The organism is Rhizobium lusitanum (assembly GCF_014189535.1).
GTDB classification, from domain to species: domain Bacteria; phylum Pseudomonadota; class Alphaproteobacteria; order Rhizobiales; family Rhizobiaceae; genus Rhizobium; species Rhizobium lusitanum_C.
The window spans coordinates 963,866-981,183 of record NZ_CP050308.1 but is presented as its reverse complement, the minus strand read 5'-3'; the positions used below and the strand labels follow the sequence as shown (position 1 = coordinate 981,183).

Sequence of the window (17,318 nt, the reverse complement as noted above, 5' to 3'; positions counted from 1 at the left end):
CTGCACTCTTGCTGGTTGTCTAAGCAGAGGGTGCAGGGGCGAGAACATGGCAGATTGGCATTACGCCGTAGGGCAGGACCAAAACGGTCCCATCAGCGACGAGGAACTCCATTCACTCATCAAGAGCGGAAAGATCGATAGAGAAACCTACGTGTGGCGCGACGGAATGGATAACTGGCAACACGCCGGGGAACATCCCGACCTTGCCAAGGCGTTCGTATCGCCGCCGCCGCCGCTGCCGTCCGTCAACCCGCCGAGGCTGCCGCCTCCGGCGTTTCAGCCTATCTCACCGAAACCCGGGGGCGTTATCACGTCGCGGCCATGGCCCCGTTTCTGGGCGAGATTCATCGACAATCTCATACTCGTCCCGCTGTTGGGATTTGGTGTTGGAACTGCGACCGCTATTTACGCACCCGACATCTACCTGCAACTCCTCACGATGAATTCCGGTCTGTTCGGCGTACTCATGTTGCCATTCGTCGCGCTGCTCCTCGCTCTCTCTATGATCCTGACAGGTTCAACGATCGGCAAAGCCATCGTTGGCGTGCGCGTGTCCGTCCCAACTGGTCGTAAGCGTGTCGGGTTTTTCCTGACAAGAGAGTTCCAAGTGTGGGCTTCCGGTCTCGGTCTGGGCATCCCGTTCGTCGCGCTTTTTACGCAAATCCACCAGTACCGCCGCCTCTCATCAGGTAACTCGACGAGCTATGACGAAGGAAATCCGATCGTCATCGCCAATCCCTCGACACTGAGACTCGGTTTGGCGGTCGTCATCGCGCTGGCCGTCTTCTGCGGCAACATCTTCTTAAGGGTCGCGGATGAAGACGCTAGCCGCAACCTGACGACCACCCAGACCTGGATTAATCCGGTGACTAATAGGTCAGCGATTATTGCCAAGACCTGGCAACCCAAAGAAATGGAGACCAACGGTGGCCGTGCCTTTTACTTCGCTTCGAACGAACTGCTGGCCGAAGCCATTTTCGGCTACGAACAATATCCGTCCGTAGGGGTAAACGCTCTCAGCTATGCGGAGGCAATCAAGCAGGCACTAGCGTCCAGCGTCACCATAACTTCAGAATGGCGGCCGATCACGGTCCAGAGCATGCCGGGCCTGCGTGCCACAGGAAACTCTGTGAAATTCAAGGACAGCGTGGTCGAGGTGACCATTGTCGTGTCTGGCAAGAACGCGTGGAGGACGATCACCTTTGCCAGAGGCAGCTCTCCGCAGCAGTCGGCCGAGAAAGACAAGTTTGTCCAGGCCATGTTCGGGACTGTGAATTGAATGCTCATACACGACTAGACTGCATCGGCTTCCATTGTGACGCGTAGTTTGGAGAACTCGCATACAATATGAACGGCATGGAAGCATAGGTATCGGGCTATTTGTAGCGCCCCATGATACTGGAGGAGGTGGACTTCTAGCTGCGCGATTGTAATGTGATGCTTTCTCAATCGGTGGTCCACGGTATGCGCGCAATCATCTACATAATCGGCTCCCTTGCGGTGGCCATCTTGGTCGGCTGTGTTGCTTCTAATCCGGCCCAGTCGAAGGGCGCGCAGGAGGCTGCTACAAGGGAATGGATCGCATGCATTCGCGCCGCGGTGAAAGAAGTTGATGATGGTAAGTCAGATCCGATGACGGTTGCTATCGCGGTCCAGCCCTCGTGCAATCGGCAGAAAGTTGCCGTGGATGCCGCATTTGAGCCTCCGCTAACCTATGAGCAGCATGTTAGGTTTCAACAGAACATCGAACAGAAGAATATCCAAAATACCGCATTCATTGTCCTGCAACAGCGCAAAGGATCTTGATGGACGCCGAAGTCGGGGTAGTCGGCGGCGTATTTTAACTTTGGTGAGGGGTGCGGCAAGCCCCAACCAAAGACGGCGAATTCGATGCCATCGGGCATTGAGCAAAGCCCCGAACGTCGTCCGACCATAGCCGACGATCTGCCCTGATGCCGATTACAGCGTGCGGAGGAAACATGACCGAAAGCGCTGCCTTCGATAGAATAGCAAAAGAAGTGATCTATGGATTTCACAGGCAAGACGACGGCTGAGCTGCTGACGATACACGCGGCGATCATGGAAGAGCTACGCGACCGGAAAATATTGCGGAGCGCGAATAATCCCACCGGCGATTTGGCGGAATACCTGTTCTGCTCGGCTTTCGGCTGGAAACAGCAAGGCAATTCCACGAGGAGTTATGACGCTATCGATCTCGCTGGGATCAAATATCAGATCAAGGGCCGACGCATCCATCAGCGTAATAAGTCTCGCCAGCTCTCTGCCATCCGGGATCTCGACGGCTTCGATGTTCTGGCCGTTGTCCTGTTCGATGACGACTATAAAGTTACCAGGGCCGGACTGATACCCTCTGCCAGGATCAGAGAAGGGTCATCCTATATCGCTCACACGAACAGCTATCGGTTCATGGCGAGGGACGCTGTCTGGGATGTCAGCGATGTCGTTGATGTAACTGTGGAATTGCTAGCTGTTCCCTGACTGAGAGACCGGGAGACCTTGAAGGGTGGCATGTATGAGGGCGCTAGCGGCCGCAAATTGGATGTTGCTCTGACGGCATAACTCGAAAATTCAACTTTGCCGCGTGCGTCCTCTTGACTATGCACGTATTGTTCTCTATTTGTTCGCCTCATGGAACAGCGCCGCGCCCTCATACGAATACGTTGATCACGAAAACCGCCCGTCGGCGGTTCTGATCATCCATGGCTATCGAGGTGCTCTTATGGGTATTGCGTCCCGCGCGCTGACATTGCGCGCCAGCAGAAAAACCGCGTCTATTCGAACCTATTATCCGGTCGGCACAATCAAGTGTGACGGGGTCACCATCTACCGATCCCAGGTCTCGCGCGACGCCGCCTGTATTTTCGATTTCGATCCGGTGATCGTCAGCTGGAAATGCCTGCCGTTCTCGCTTCCTTATGGAGATCAGGCTCACGTTCCGGATTTCGAAACCCTTGATACCGACGGCTGCCTGGAGTTGGTGGATGCGCCCGATAGGGATGTCGACGTGGGCCTGCTGGAGGCATCGGCACGTAGAATGGGGATGTCCTATCGGCAGCTTCGGAGAGACGAAATCTATGGCGGGCAGAGACTTCGAAACGCGAAAGACCTTCTCCGATACGCCAATTACGAAGTGTCGCTTGGCGATCGCCTGCGGCTGCTCTCCGGTCTTGAAGAAAACGGAACGCTCACTGTTGCGGAAAGCCTGACGGCGTTTTCCGAAACGAAGCCCGTTGCGGGACTGGCCGTCATGATCCTGAACGGCTTCATCGAAGTCGATCTGGATCGCTCGTTGATCGGCCCCGAGACGTTGGTGCGACGGATACGCGCGTGAACTCTCCACCCGCGCCATAATCCAGAGCACTGAGGTCACCATGACGATCAAGAAGAATAATAGAAGTCTCCCCAAGCAATATTTTGACCCCTACGGCGAAGAAGAGAGTGATGCGTTATCCCTGCCCACTCATCTGGCGGTCATCGCAATGTCGCGATTTATCCGCCCCTTCCTCAAGAAGAAATCGGCATTCGTCGGTGCCTTTGTGGTGCCGCCTGGCGGGGATCTCAATTCTTATAGGCGAGCGGCGTCTTGGCTCCTCGACGACTTGGTTCGGGTAAAACCGAAGGAAGGCTACAACTATACAGTACTGGTGGCCGACGAGAATGATCTGCATGATGACTTCGAATCGTTCAGACGCCTGAAGAAGCTAAAGCGCGCGATTATCATCATTGCCGACAAGCAGCTCCTGAAAGACGAAATCCGCCTGGCGGCAGACGTCGTTGCGGAACTACCTGCTCCGTCCGTCGGCGACCATCGCATCGCGGCATGGCGGATGGGGTTCGGAAATATCAGTGACGCGGACGCTGCGTTTCTCGCCAGCCAACCGCCGATCCGCGCAGCGCTCGCAATCCGTCAAGGACGTCCAATTGCCGACATCATCAAGAGGATGCGCCTCTATCCGCCGAGTACAGCCGTCACCAAGGGTGTGCCGTCAGGACCGACATTGCACGACCTGTCGGGCTACGGCAAGGCAAAGGCCTGGGGACTGGAACTCGCCGAGGACCTAAAGGCATGGCGCGACGGGTCGATTACCTGGGAAGACGCAGATCGCGGCGTCCTTCTTTCGGGGCCGCCGGGATCGGGCAAGACGTCATTTGCTGCGGCGCTGGCGAAGACCTGCGACGTCCCCTTCGTGAGTGCATCTGCGGCGCAATGGCAATCCGAAGGCCATCTCGGGGACATGCTCAAGGCAATGAGAAGGAGTTTCTCAGACGCCGAAGCGGTTCGCCCTTGCGTGCTTCTGATCGACGAATTCGACTCCATCGGAAGCCGAACGGAAGATGCTGGAGGCAATTCTTCCTATCAGCGCCAGGTCGTGAACGCTGTCCTCGAACTCCTTGACGGAGCACATTCAAGGGAAGGCGTGATCGTCGTCGGCGCGACAAACTACCCTTATCTGATCGACCCAGCCCTGCTGCGCGCCGGCCGCCTTGAGCGCCATTTCGAAATCGGGCTTCCCGACGAGGATACACGTGCGGGCATCTTCCGTTACTATCTGCGCGGACGCCTGTCCGACGAGGACGTCAAGATCGTGGCATCGGATGCGGAAGGCTGGTCTGGCGCGGATATCGAGAAGTGCGTCCGGCAGGCGCGCCGCAGCGCCCGTCGGCATGACCGCGACCTGACCTTTGCCGACGTCAAAGATGCAATGCCACCCACCCTGAAAATTCCGATGGCTATGCAACGGCTCACGGCGGCACATGAGCTCGGCCACGCAATCGTTGGCGTTCTGGTGGAAGCCGATAGCCTGATCTCTGTTTCGATCAGCGAAACGGTTCGAGTGGAAGGAGGGCCGCAACTCGTGGGCGGAGCTCTGTTCCAGGAACGTATGTTCACGAGGAAGACCTCGACTTACTTCCAGAACAAGATCGCGGTTTTGCTTGCGGGGATCGCCGCCGAAGAACTCCTGTTCAGAGACTTCGGGAGCGGCGCGGCGGGCAACCCCGATGCCGACCTGAACAAGGCAACCGAGCTGGCCACGATGATGGAGATTAAATGGGGCTTCGGCGGCAGCTTGGCCGTCGAACTCGCGGACACGCCAAAACGACTGGCGGCGCTGAGATCGACGCGCAAGGGTCTTCAGCAAGCGGTAGATGCGACACTGACAACACAATTCGAGAGGGCAAAATCGCTGCTCCAAGATAACAGGAATGCGCTCTTGGACATGCACATCCGGCTTCTCAAGGAGAAGTTTCTGACGGCCGATGATGTCAGGGCGGCGGTCGAGGCTGCGGACACACGGCAGACTGGGGAGACACGTGCATGGAAGTCCTAGCCGAATTTCCAAGGTTGAAGGATGATGTTCTGGGCAAACTGGCCGGCGAGGGGGCGGCTTTTGGGGGGCGAAAGACCCCAAAAGCGACGCCCCGCAAAAAAATATCGGAAGACTCGAAAATTTTTTTACGGTGTCGTCCGGCGCGTTGCCAGGCGTTGGCAGGCGTCGCCCGGCGACGTCATTCGCGTCGGTACCGGCATAGGTTGCAGTCTGGCCAAGTGTGCTGTCATTACGAGGTAATACTTCGGCCGCTCTGCCACAAGGAAATAACGTCGAAAAACAAGCATCGAGTTCTTGAATATTAAGGCCAAGGAATTTCAGCGAATTCTTTGTCTAGAAAGGAAAATCGAAATGGTTCGACCCCATTTACAAGGATTGGAGACGACTCTCCGCAGGAATTCCGAATGTCGCAGTCCAGCATGGTCGCGCGCCTCGAAATCCGCACCTGCTAACAATCTCGATGCGGTTGATCTGAGTCCGAAAACTCCGGCGTACCGGGCAGGTCATGGGGTTCGCGATGTGGTCGCCCGGATCGTCCCGCAAGGATTCAGTTCGACATCTGTGAACCCTTTTATCGTGCATCGGTGCAAGGAATTAAAAGCTCGAATCCTTGGTTTGAGGTTGCATGAAACACTCAATGGGACGAGGCAAGGAGTTTCCTTGCGAGTTCTTGAATTTATCAAGGAATTCAGTGGAGTGTGCGAGTTCTTGAATTTTCCTTACTATCCGGATCGTGACCGGGGAAGGTCGAAATTTCCGCCAAAACCGCCGTACGCGGCAGAGTTGTGGGTGGTCCATTTGCTGCCCGCTCTGATGCCCGCTCGGGGCGTCTCCGGGGACTTGTCTATGCGTGGGATTGCATCCTATATGATCGTCAACGGCATGGATGAGCGGCTTATTGAGGGCCTTGATCAAGTGCTGGAAACGGAAACGGGCCGCTTTCGCGAGCGACCCGCTTTGAGGCGGCTGGACCTGTTCGAAGCAGGCGTCAGCCTAATGGCTCACGTATGGAGTAAAAAGCCATGGCATACATGTAGTCGGGTACCGCCCGGAAATCAAACGGAAAACCGGTTTATCTGCCATATGACGCGTGAAGCGTTAATGGTCGAGGTCGACCTGTGTTTACCCGCACGCCGGATGTCGGACGCCGGGGCAGCCATTGCCCCGGTGTCCACCACGACCAGGTTCACGGACCTTGGGCGAATAGGCAGGCGGCGTCGCCTGACCGCTTACGCCCTGCTCCGGATCGTCTAGGTCGGCACCAGACGGAGCTTCGCTTCCATTTCGTTCTGAACAACGCCGCCGCCTTCGCGAGCGGCCAAGGGAAAACTGCGCCATGTATCTGTCCAAACACGCTTTCTCGTCCGCAACCCTCATTGATGCCGACGATATCGACTTCCTCGCGCTTCCTGACCTGATGCCGATCCCGGTGGACGAGGAGATCGCAAGGTTGATCTGCTCGGTATCCAACCGTCCGGGTCGCCACGGCCTCTAAACAGCAAACCCTGAAAACAAGCTGCCAGCCGCGGGAACCGCCGTTCCAGCGAACGGCGGAGCCATGGAGATCCACCATGAAGCACATCTTCAACGAACCTTATGTTCCGGGCCGCCAGATCAAGGATCGCGCCCGTCATCCGACGCTCCCGGGCGTCTTCCCCACCCGCAAGGCGAGGACATCCTGGGTCAGAACGAGACTACCCCTCATGATGGATGGTTTGATCCATCTGGAAACCGATCCGCGCGTCGTCCGGATCGCAGTCTATCCGCCAAAACTCGAGTACTCCGTCTGGCACGACCTCTCGGGCCGTTCGAAGGTCAGGTCGGTGTCTCCCGATGTCGCCGTGCTTGAGGATGACGGCCACGTCACCGTTGTCGAATACGTTCCTGTCGCCATCCAGGACGAGCGCCGCGGTTTCGCCGACAGGGTGCGCGTCCTCAAGGAAATTTACGCCGAGGAACACGGTTGTGGCTACGCCGTACATTCCGAGCTGTCGGTCCGCATCGAACCCAGGATGACCAACCTGCGTCGGCAGTACGAGCACAGCTTCGTAGATGATCAAATGGCGCTCGAAGCTGTGCGGGACGTCATCTACCGGAACAGCCTTCCTTCGACGATCGGCGTCATCCGTGCTGCCGTGGACCTGCCGGCCCCCGTCTATCAAGCCCTCGGTAGCGGCGGCGAGGCTGTTTTCTCGCGGCCGCTCGACGAAGTTGACCGCCACTTCACCGCCCTCATGCAGCTCGTGCACCGTGGCGAGATCGAGATCGACCTCTCGCGGCACTACGACGAGCGCTCTGTCGTTCGCTGGCCGCGTCACCGTCCGATGGAGATCGCCCGATGAGCATCTACAGCAAACCCAGCGACTTCCTGAATTTCGGAAGCCTACCGCTCGCCCTTACCGTTGTCGAACTGGAGGTCCCGAAGCACGACTTCGCCGCCCCGCTGTCCCAGCCAGTTTCGATCTCGGTGGACGAGAAGTACATGATCTTCAGTCCTGGACGTCGTAAGGTCGGACACTACTCCGTTCGTTCCTGGGACGCCGACGATCATCACGGCGCGGTGGCCACGCTCGTCAACCTCTATGGCGGCGGCACGCTCTATCTCACGAACTATCAGCTCGTGACCCTCGAACAGCAAGGTCGCTTCAAGCCGTATAAATCGTCGGGCGGCATCGTGAACGACGGCCTGACCCTCGCGCTGAAGGACTGGCAGCTCGAGAGCGCGCAGAAATGGCTGGGCTACGTTAGCGAGATCGCGGAAGCCGCCGAAAAGCGCGGTCGCGAAGCGGACAAGGAACTGATCCTGCAGGTCGCGGCCGACCGCGCTGAACGCGTCGGCGACAATCCGCCGCCGTCCTACAGCCGTCTCAGGCAGAAACTCGTCGTCTATTACGCAAACAGCTACGACGCGCTAGTCGCGCTCGCACCGCGGTTGTCAGCGGGCAATAAGCTTCTGAGCTTCTCTTCCCTCACAGAACAGCTTTTGGAAGACGCCGTCCATCAGGTGAGTATGGAGACCGAAGGCGACTGGGATGACGTGAAGACGCTGTTCCTGAATTGGGCGGCGCTCCCTGAAAACGAGGCTGTTGGCCGCGAGGTCTTCGACGGCAGCGGAAATTATCGCGGTCCCTCCGACAGCACGATCCAGCGCCGCTGGGCCAAAGTCGACAAGTTCGTCAAGCACGCAAACAGATACGGATCAGAGGCCGCGCAGAAGAAGTTCGGCATCTACATCCGTCAGGTACTGCCCGACAGCGCCCTGGATATCGTTGACGTGGATTGGACGCAGGCCGACATCACTGTCATCGACGATGTCTACCCCGTTTTCTGGGATCGCCCCTGGCTCTGCATCTTCCGCGATCGTTGCACGGCCGCGGTCGTCGGTTTCGCGATCTCCTTTGAAGGGCCGAGCTACATCGGCACTCTCGCCGCCCTGAAGCATGCGATCTATCCCAAGGACACGTCCGCGTTCCCCGGCCTGATCTATCTGCCGTACGGACTTCCCGCGAAAGTGGGCGTCGATCTGGCGATGGAGAACCTGTCGAACAACATGCGTTCGGCCGCCGCCCAGCTCGGCTTCCAGATCGTGGAATATCGCGGCTCCCACGGATGGGAGAAAGGTGGCATCGAACGCACGTTCAGGGTTATCAACCAGGACGTCCTCCACATCGCGCCAGGGTCGACCTTCTCCAACCCCCAGCGGCAGAAGCTCTACGACGACGCCAGAATGGCGGGCCTGCCGGTCCTCACCTTGTCGGAGCTGAACGCATGGCTCCTGACCTATTTCGCCACGAAGTACCATACGCGGCCCGTCAAGGGCATCGGCGTCCTCCGATCGATGAAGGCGATCCCGAACGACAAGTGGGCCGCGACGATCAAGCAGGCACCACCCCGTCGCCCTGTCGATCCGCTTGTTTTCGCGCGGCTCGCTGGCGACTTCACCTACAGGACGATCCAAAACGACGGCATCCTGTGGGATAGCCTGCGCTACGCCGATCCGGGGCTGGCCGTCCTCATGGCCGACCCGAAGCACCGCGCGGCCGGAGATCGTTCGGAGACCACGAAGTACAAATGCGTCCGCGATCCGAATGACCTTGCGCGCATCTGGATGGTCAATCACCACGTCAATCCGCCGACCTTCATTGAGGTGCCGATCTGCGGCTCGGATGCCGCCTACGCCACGGGCATGACGCTCGCCCGCCACCGCGCCATCCAGAAGGTCTACCGCGAGCGGATGAATGAGGACGCTGCGTCGGTGACGAACCTCCTCGCTCTTCGCGACACGATGACTGACGAAATCAAGGAACTCAACAAGCGCCGGGAGAAGATGCGCGTCAAGCATAACTTCGAACGCTTCTTCGCCGGTCTCAAGCGCAAGTTCGCCCGCAGCCGCATCGTCGATCCCGTCCACAGTGCGGCGGCAAGCTCGGAGCGCATGCGCATCGATGAGCCGTTCGAACCAGCTCCGACGAACAGGTCCCGCATCGACGCCGAGTCCCGGCGCGGCAACACGCCTGCGGAAATCTTTACGCCTGGCCCCGAGACCTCCGATGACAGTCATGTCGTGCCGATCTCCAGCGATCCGTTTGCCGGACATGCCGCAGACATCGAACCTCGTTCCCGGCGCACGCAGGTCGCGCCGCCGCCGCTCGACGGCCGCACCGAAACCGAGGTCCGCGCGTCCGCAGCGGACCTATTCAGCAAGTTCCACAGCGAAGGAGAAGACGAATGAGGGTATTCCCGCAGTTTAACGTCACCCCGATGGTGACCCCCGAGCAGCGCGTCGAAGCGGCGTCCAGTCCTCCTGCCGAGCGCCAGGCCATGGTGCGCGACGTCCTCTTTCGCAGTGACGACTTCCTCGCGCGGTTCAAGGACATCAAGCGTTTCCATATGCCTGTCGAGGGTGGCACCCCCGATGTCGGCCAGGTTGGAACGCTTCTCGGCGACTACCGCAGCGGCAAATCTTTCGTCCTGCAGTACTTCGCCAGCAAGCACCCTCCGGTCCAGGCAGAAACGGGCTACCAGTATCCGGTGCTTTACATTGAGGCCCGCCGCGACTGGAATTCGATGTCGCTTGGCCGGGAAATCTACGATGCGACGGCCGCCGCCGCGATCCCCAACCTCTCGGCGGCCACGATCAACAAAATGGCGACGACGAGGCTCATGAAAATGGGCGTGAGGCTTCTCATTATCGACGACGCACATGCGATCCTCAACGATCCTGGCCAGCGCCGGACCGTCGCTATGTCCCTCGTGAAATACGTCGCCGACCGTCGCTTCTGCAACGTCCTGCTGGCAGGACATCCCGCCATCGAACCCGCCATGTCGGAAATGCCGGAAATTGAAGGGCGCGGTGGTCTCCCTCGCTTCCGCATGCGCAAGTACGACCAGAACAGCGTGGAGGACCGCGAACGCCTCCAGTACTTCCTCCATGGCGTCGACCGCCTCCTGCCGTTCCGCGAGCTTTCAGGTCTCGGGGAGAACGACTACGTCGCCGATTTCTTCCATATCTGCCGCGGCACTATCGGCTGGCCGATGAACGTCATCACCGCTGCGGCCTTCTTCGCCATTAACGACGACAGTCCGCGCATCACCCTCCAGCACTTGCGTCGTGCCGCCGCCGAGCGTCTCTCGCTGGACGCCAACTACGTTCCGTTCGGCCGCGGAGGCGCGCGCCATGTATGACCGCCTGATGTCACCGTTCAGTAACTGGGCCATCGAACCCGGGAAGGTGGAAGGAGCACACGGCTACTTCTGCCGCCTCGTGGACGACGAGGGACACGACAGCATGCGCGTCTACTCCAACTGGATCGAGGTCAATGGTCGCAACATTGTGCCGGCGGCGATGCTCGAGGTCGTCTCTCGCCTGCCCATCACCGACGAGCGCCGTCGGGGTCTGGCGCATGCCACTCCCATGGAAAAGGACGGATCGTATTGGCTCGGAGGCCAGCGCTTTGCCCGGCGTGACCTTTCGTTTTCGACGCGGCGCTGGTGCGCGGCGTGCCTTGCCGAGAAGGCCTATCACCGGAGCTGGTGGGACATCGTCGCTCTGCGGCGCTGCCCTTACCATGACATCGAGCTTGCCGATCGCGATATCGACAACAGTCCGGTCGGCTGGTGGTGGCCGAGGTTCGATGTCACTAAAAGCGGAAACGGTCTGGCATGCCCCCCTATGCCGAAAACCCTGCGCCGCGGGACGCTGGCAGCCTACCTGCTGATGCGCATGGGCTATGAAGAGCGCTGGACAGCGCCGCTGCTCGACAGGCTCGACGCGACGGATGCGGTCGACGTATGCCACCTCATCGGCCGCCTCGTGTCGAACCAGAAACTGGACGCGATCCCCGATCTGACATCCCGCACGGTGGATGTCGGCTATCGCGCCCTGTGTGCTGACCGGACGCATCTCGTGACGGTGATCTCCAGCTGGCTATCCAAGAACCTATCGAGCGCCGAAATCGACGCTTCCTATTCGAACGTGTTTGGCTGGGCGTATCTTCAGGCCCGCTCCCTTCCTGACGTGGCGACACGCCGAATGTTGTTGACGGTATTCCGAAAGGCGCATGCCGCCGTTCTGACCGGAAGTCGTGTGCTCGATGCGAATGACGACGGTTTGATCAGCTTGACTGCGTTGGCAAGCGATCTCGGGGTGGACCGTCGCGGTCTCGCCAGCCTCGTCAGCGCCCTTGGTACAGTTGACGCCGAGAGGCGTGGCCGCCGCCGGGTCTCCTTCGATTCCTCTCAGGTCGCCGAGATCAGGCGGGAAATCGACGCGTTGCTGACAAGGAACGAGGCGGCTGAACTGCTTGGCATCCGGGGTTGGGAAATCGCACCACTGGTGTCGGCCGGTTATTTCAGCCCGATCGCGCGTATGTCCGGCGAAGTCCGCGGCCTGAGGTTCCTGCATCGCCAGGTCGACGACATTCTTCGGAGCCTTGTTGCAATCCCCCTGACGTCGTCCGGGGCGTCGAGGAAGTTCCGGGCATACTGCCGCGCTCAAAACCGTCGTGTCGGCGACGTGGTGGTCGCCATCCTGAAAGGAGAGATCGGCGTTCTGCGCGTCGATCCGGGCCGCGCGGGATTCCGCGGGCTTCATGTTTCCGTCGGCTGTGGTCGACCCGCCGCCCGACCACAGCAGCCAATTGTCGATCTCAATAGCGAGGAACCTAGCGAATGAAGCATAGAAAGACCATTCTCATGCCTGCACGGTCCGTTTTTGCAGAAAATCAGTCCCGTCCGGCCGCAGCGAACCAGGCACGGCTCAGAGGAGCACTCGAAGCTTGGAATTCCAACGCGGTGACCATTCCGAGAAAGCCTGCCGCTCGTGAGGTATACTGGATTGCAGCGGCTCCCGGGTCCCGCAAACCGGAGTTCACCGGATATCATCCGGGGGTCATCCTTCGTCCTCCGGTTTCGATGTCGCCAGTGGATGGTGCCGTGATATTCGTTCCCCTGACTAGCGAGCCACCCAGCGAGATCGAGCTTGACCGTCCACTCCCGCCATACTGCCGGCAGCTTTCGGAAAATCCAGGGCCGGACAAGGGGCGCACGGTCTGGGCGATATGCGACAATGTCATGACCGCCAGCATCTGCAGGCTCGAACGCTACGTGGACTACAACAGGAACGGCTGCCACTGGGTGCCTAAACTTTCGCAGCAGGACTTCGAGGCGATCCTTGACGGCGTTGCTAGCGCCATCGTCCCTCTGCGCACATTTATCGAGAACCGCGTGGGTATGAGGCATGCAGCCACGTTGGCGGAAGTCGTCCACGAATATGAACGCCGTGTCGAGTTCCTGGAGGGCGAAATCCTCGAACGGCTAACCGCACCGAAAAACGACGATGGGCCTGTTGACGCCCCCGTTGGTGCCCGGTAAATTTTGGTTCTGATCTGCGGATCGGCACCCATCTCGGACGCGAGATGTAGTCTCTTCTCTGGCCTGCGGGCCAGCACCAAAGGCAGGGTTTCCCCTGCCTTTTAGATTTTCTGGCGACGCGCCGACATTCGAGGTGGTTGGGGCTAGCGCGGCCACCGCGCTCTCTGCTCAGTCGATTGACCGACCCTTATAACCCAGCGCCCTGATAATTTTTTCTGTTAACTCTTCAGAATATCCGTCAGCGCGATAGCTGGCCCGCATTTTCTCGTAGTCAAAATTGCGAGGCGTCGTTCGCAAGTCATATAGAATATCGGTACCTGCGGGAATCCATTTCGCATTCATCCACGATTCACGGTCATCGGAACAGGTATTGCCTATAGCGTTCACTTTCGACATCGAACTCTCCATGCCACCCCTTAATCTCACCCAAAATCTTTGACGATAAATCTACGGGCGGCAAATGGATATCACCCTCGATCTTGCTGTTTGCGATTATTGGGAAAACGTCGGTTTGGTCGGCAAAAATTAATTCACTAATAGTTTCAGCGACTTCTGGCGGGAACTCATGTCGATAAGCTCGAAAACTCTTCTCTATTTCAGCTTTATTTAACTTCCAAGCGTTCGCCGTGGGGCGAAAACCAAGTGCCGCCCAAGTCACGCATCCATCTTTGACAGCGTACAATGTCATCTTACGTAAGCCGATGGAGCGAATGGCATTGTAGAGTTCTTGCGTGAAGCGCCGACACAGGCCTTGTCTTCGTAGGTGCGATGCCACAGCGACGTTATCAATATCTGCGACTAAGTCCCCAAACAGAAGCTGAATCTTTGCTTGTATGACCCCGCTAGTTCGGATGGTGAATACAAACGGTCGCTCCTGGGTGACGGTGACTTCGAGACCGTGAATCGCGCGACCTAGATGAATGGCCACAGCGTGCGCGCGCTCGGCAAATGAAGGTGCCGTGTCCGCATGCGTTTCTAAGTGCGTGACCTGAGGGGACACCATCTTCGACAATGAAAAGAGTTTCGAGAAAATCGATTTCAAAGTTGGCTCCACCAAATGCATTCAGTGGGGATATCGCCAACTGGTAAATTCAACGTTGAGTTAGCTAGAGCGTGGCGTTGTTTCTGACTCCGTCGTTTGCCTCATTCTTCTCCGCTAGTTGTCAAGTCGGCTGTCATTGGCCGAAGCTCTTCCTCCTTGAGTAGCCGACAACCGTAATGCCTACGGTCATCAAAATTATCGAATGTGAGAAAATGGGCCCGTGGGAGCAACGAATGTGACGACAGGGTACGACGTTGCCGAAGACAGCCTGGCGAAAGACTAATGTTTTCAATGCCTGGAAAATCATCGAATGTGACGAGCTACATTTCATCTCAGACGGTCCTATACTGTGATCTGCGAGACGGCGCTGAATGCGGTTTGCGTGCGATTGTCGGTACAGAGTTCGGTGACTTGGTAAATATTCTCAATGAATTGATCGCAAGCCGGTCGGCTAAAGTTTAGCCTTCTCGACGACGGACGAGGTCGCTGCTGCGCTTTCGTCCGGTTTGATCAGCGTGTCGGGCAGGCCCGCCTGTTCCAGCGACGAGCGGATATTGATCTGCGCGCGACGGGAGTTTAGCGCAAGGCGCTCGATTGATTCCGTATCCCGCGTCATGTCATCAGCACCCGAAACTTCATGACGAAGAGATCGCAAAATCTCATCGTGAAAATACGTCGACCAGTGATACGCAAACCCTTCACCCCATTTGTCGAAGCCGTCCTTTGACCCGGGTACTAGCTCCATCACTGTTTTGCTGAGGCTTCCAGCCTTGATGAGACCGCCCTTGTCTCGCAGGGGGATGCTAAAGAGTTTCATCATCATCGCGGCGTGGATGATGATGCTTTCATAAGCGTCGAAAGCTTTCAGAGACTTATCGCTAAGATACAATCGTGGAATCGTCTTATCGATTGCTCCAAGTAATTTGATCTTCTCGTCGATGTCGAACGGCTTTACCAGCGTTTCGATGAACTCGGCGATCTTCGGATCGTTGGCGTCCTTGAGTATCTGTTCAGTGTTCAGAATTTTCATGTACTCAACGAGCATCGAGAGTTGAGCAAGTCCGTGACGTGCGCGCAACAGCGTTTCTGCCGCTTCCAACCGCTTCGATTGGATCGCAGTGTCGCGATCCCTCCGGGCCGAGACCAGGAACGACCTAATTTGGTCTAGCTCCTTTTCGTTGTCCCGGATGTCTGCCTTGAATGTCTCTAGTTTTTTTCGAAGCGGTGTTCGACAGCCTTCGAAAAGAACTTGGCCAAGGTGTCGCGCATTAAAAGCGCCACAAGTCCTATCAGCCCAGTAGAGGTGAGAACACCAAGCAGCCACTTCCAGAATTCAACTGACATGAACCTACCCCGCAACAGCAACCGTACTGTTGTAGTTTTGATTCACGTAAGAAGAAACAGCGGCGGAGCGGTGGTCAACGGAATCCACAAGGCTAGCGCTTAACGCACTTCAATCTTGTCCACAGAAATCCCGGAAAATCCCAAAAAGTGTTGGTCTCAGTATTTGTATAGGCTACCTCATGAACCGATAAAGAAAGCCGATTACAACGAACTAAGGCGATTTTCTTGGTTCAGCCGGCCTGACTATTTTTTCAGAAGCCATAAGAACAATCGCAGACTTGAGTGCATGATTCTGTTTGATTTCCGGTGTCGTGGGCCTAGATAAAGCAGGAGACGATCCGATAGGAAAGACATCGATGGCTGATAATTTCGGACATAGCGCTTCAGATTTGTCGCTTGATCGCGAGTTCTTCGATCTGCTTGTTGGGAGCTATGCTCGTATTGTCGGTATGCCCCTCGTTGAGCAAGGGCTTGGACCGGAGTGGCTGTATAGGGATGCACCCTTCGTTGTCGTTGCGCACAACACGGATCCTGATCCGCGGTTCGTCTATGCGAATAGAGCTGGCCAGGCTTGTTTTGAATATCCGTGGGATGAATTCGTGACCCTGCCGTCGCGTCTGTCTGCGGAGCTTCCCAATCGGGCTGAGCGTCAGCAATTGCTGGATGCGGTCACGCGCGACGGCTTTATCTCCGATTATCGTGGGCTGCGGATCGCAAAATCGGGTCGGCGTTTCTGGATCGAGGATGGCATCGTCTGGCAGCTCATCGACCGGGATGGGCATAGACGAGGGCAGGCCGCGACATTTTCGAGATGGAGAGACGCTTAACCCGGCGTGAGCGTCACGCCACTGGCTCCAATGCTTTTTCCCGTCTGATCTCATGAAACACGTCATGATCTGTCTCCATGGACTGCTCGTATTCACAGGCGAACAGTTCGGCAGCGTGGCGGCCGGGAAGTGTTTTGTCGTTTTCGATCACGGAGGCGATGCGCCGGAACAGCTCGGCCTCGAAGGTGCCTGCCTTTGCAGCCGGGTTTGGTCGCGCTAACCGGGCGCCGCCATCCAATCGGATGGTCGAGACGTAAAATTCGCCATCATAGCCGTCTCCGGCGGATGTCAGCTCGGCGCGGCCATAGAGGAGCAGGCCTGATTCCCAGCGATCGCAGAGATTGATGGTGAGCTCATCGAAGGAGTATTCGCAGGAGAAGGCATCGTTGGGTGCCGTCATGCTGCCATCCGTGTTGCCGATGCGGACGATTGGGCGGTCAGGCGATCGATCTCTGCCATGAGCGTCGTTCGATCCTTTGCGATCGGCATTCCGAATGGCCGAGCGTCGACGCGCAGCAATTCCAGCTTCAGGCTTGTCAGTCGCTCGGCACGATGCTGATCTTCGGTCTTGGTCGCGTCTGTTGCCTGCTGTAGCGCCCAGATCCAAGCCGTCGCCAGAGAGTGGGCGAACCATTTGCGCCTGCCATCTGCCGTTAGTGGCCGGCGCAACCGCGTATCGCGGTGATAGAGCGCCCAGGCAACGATCATGACGTCTGACTTCGCTGGCATGAAGTAGCATCCTCCTTCTGCGTGCCCGTCGGGCCGCGACATTCATATTCGCTCGATCTCCGATCCGGTTTCGCGACTTCACGCAATATTTTCAAACTTGCGTGGGCTCATTCCGTCTTGGGCGATTGTCTCGCGAAAGGAAAGATGTCATGC

The 17,318-nt window shown here is 57.7% G+C and carries 17 protein-coding genes; 13 read left to right on the top strand and 4 right to left on the bottom strand.

Features of this window, described 5'->3' with window-relative positions; translation table 11 throughout:
* Positions 1–46 precede the first annotated feature (46 nt).
* From HB780_RS18545 to HB780_RS33360, 12 genes are all read left to right on the top strand, one after another.
* Positions 47–1,279 carry an RDD family protein gene (locus tag HB780_RS18545; protein ID WP_183694764.1) on the top strand — a complete coding sequence of 411 codons (1,233 nt, stop codon included), beginning with the start codon at positions 47–49 and terminating at the stop codon, positions 1,277–1,279.
* Between the two features lie 185 nt (positions 1,280–1,464).
* Positions 1,465–1,806 carry a hypothetical protein gene (locus HB780_RS18540; RefSeq protein ID WP_183694761.1) on the top strand — a complete coding sequence of 114 codons (342 nt, stop codon included), beginning with the start codon at positions 1,465–1,467 and terminating at the stop codon, positions 1,804–1,806.
* Positions 1,807–2,025: 219 nt separating this feature from the next.
* Positions 2,026–2,499, top strand: coding sequence for a hypothetical protein (locus HB780_RS18535; protein ID WP_183694758.1), 474 nt, complete (start codon positions 2,026–2,028; stop codon positions 2,497–2,499).
* A gap of 241 nt (positions 2,500–2,740) precedes the next feature.
* Positions 2,741–3,352 carry a hypothetical protein gene (locus tag HB780_RS18530; RefSeq protein ID WP_183694756.1) on the top strand — a complete coding sequence of 204 codons (612 nt, stop codon included), beginning with the start codon at positions 2,741–2,743 and terminating at the stop codon, positions 3,350–3,352.
* A 40-nt stretch (positions 3,353–3,392) separates the two neighbouring features.
* Positions 3,393–5,351, top strand: a complete 1,959-nt coding sequence (locus tag HB780_RS18525; protein ID WP_183694753.1) for an AAA family ATPase — start codon at positions 3,393–3,395, stop codon at positions 5,349–5,351.
* Positions 5,352–5,645: 294 nt separating this feature from the next.
* Positions 5,646–6,605, top strand: coding sequence for a hypothetical protein (locus HB780_RS18520; RefSeq protein WP_183694751.1), 960 nt, complete (start codon positions 5,646–5,648; stop codon positions 6,603–6,605).
* Positions 6,606–6,687: 82 nt separating this feature from the next.
* Complete coding sequence (locus HB780_RS18515; RefSeq protein WP_162740613.1) at positions 6,688–6,846, top strand: hypothetical protein; 159 nt, start codon at positions 6,688–6,690, stop codon at positions 6,844–6,846.
* A gap of 76 nt (positions 6,847–6,922) precedes the next feature.
* On the top strand, positions 6,923–7,693 hold the full coding sequence (locus tag HB780_RS18510; protein ID WP_183694748.1) for a hypothetical protein: 771 nt from the start codon (positions 6,923–6,925) through the stop codon (positions 7,691–7,693).
* Positions 7,690–10,083, top strand: coding sequence for a hypothetical protein (locus HB780_RS18505; RefSeq protein WP_183694745.1), 2,394 nt, complete (start codon positions 7,690–7,692; stop codon positions 10,081–10,083). Before HB780_RS18510 ends, HB780_RS18505 begins: the two co-directional genes overlap by 4 nt.
* Positions 10,080–11,036, top strand: a complete 957-nt coding sequence (locus HB780_RS18500; protein ID WP_183694742.1) for a TniB family NTP-binding protein — start codon at positions 10,080–10,082, stop codon at positions 11,034–11,036. The genes HB780_RS18505 and HB780_RS18500 overlap by 4 nt, the downstream gene beginning before the upstream one ends.
* On the top strand, positions 11,029–12,525 hold the full coding sequence (locus tag HB780_RS18495) for a TniQ family protein (protein ID WP_183694739.1): 1,497 nt from the start codon (positions 11,029–11,031) through the stop codon (positions 12,523–12,525). The genes HB780_RS18500 and HB780_RS18495 overlap by 8 nt, the downstream gene beginning before the upstream one ends.
* 260 nt (positions 12,526–12,785) lie before the next feature.
* Positions 12,786–13,223 carry a hypothetical protein gene (locus HB780_RS33360; RefSeq protein ID WP_353622962.1) on the top strand — a complete coding sequence of 146 codons (438 nt, stop codon included), beginning with the start codon at positions 12,786–12,788 and terminating at the stop codon, positions 13,221–13,223.
* Positions 13,224–13,578: 355 nt separating this feature from the next.
* On the opposite strand, the gene HB780_RS18485 is transcribed toward HB780_RS33360, so the two are convergent.
* Both HB780_RS18485 and HB780_RS18480 read right to left on the bottom strand, forming a co-directional pair.
* Positions 13,579–14,265 carry a GNAT family protein gene (locus HB780_RS18485; RefSeq protein ID WP_183694734.1) on the bottom strand — a complete coding sequence of 229 codons (687 nt, stop codon included), beginning with the start codon at positions 14,263–14,265 and terminating at the stop codon, positions 13,579–13,581.
* 451 nt (positions 14,266–14,716) lie between these two features.
* Positions 14,717–15,364, bottom strand: a complete 648-nt coding sequence (locus tag HB780_RS18480) for a hypothetical protein (RefSeq protein WP_210334182.1) — start codon at positions 15,362–15,364, stop codon at positions 14,717–14,719.
* Positions 15,365–15,965: 601 nt separating this feature from the next.
* Here HB780_RS18480 and HB780_RS18475 point away from each other — a divergent pair.
* Positions 15,966–16,436, top strand: a complete 471-nt coding sequence (locus tag HB780_RS18475; protein ID WP_183694731.1) for an MEKHLA domain-containing protein — start codon at positions 15,966–15,968, stop codon at positions 16,434–16,436.
* A gap of 13 nt (positions 16,437–16,449) precedes the next feature.
* Here the strand turns inward: HB780_RS18475 and HB780_RS18470 are convergent, their stop codons facing one another.
* Entirely contained in the window at positions 16,450–16,836 is a 387-nt protein-coding gene (locus HB780_RS18470) for a hypothetical protein (protein ID WP_183694728.1), read from the bottom strand.
* A complete protein-coding gene (locus tag HB780_RS18465) occupies positions 16,833–17,165 on the bottom strand; it encodes a hypothetical protein (protein ID WP_286203139.1) in 333 nt (110 codons plus the stop codon). Before HB780_RS18465 ends, HB780_RS18470 begins: the two co-directional genes overlap by 4 nt.
* Between the last annotated feature and the right edge of the window lie 153 nt (positions 17,166–17,318).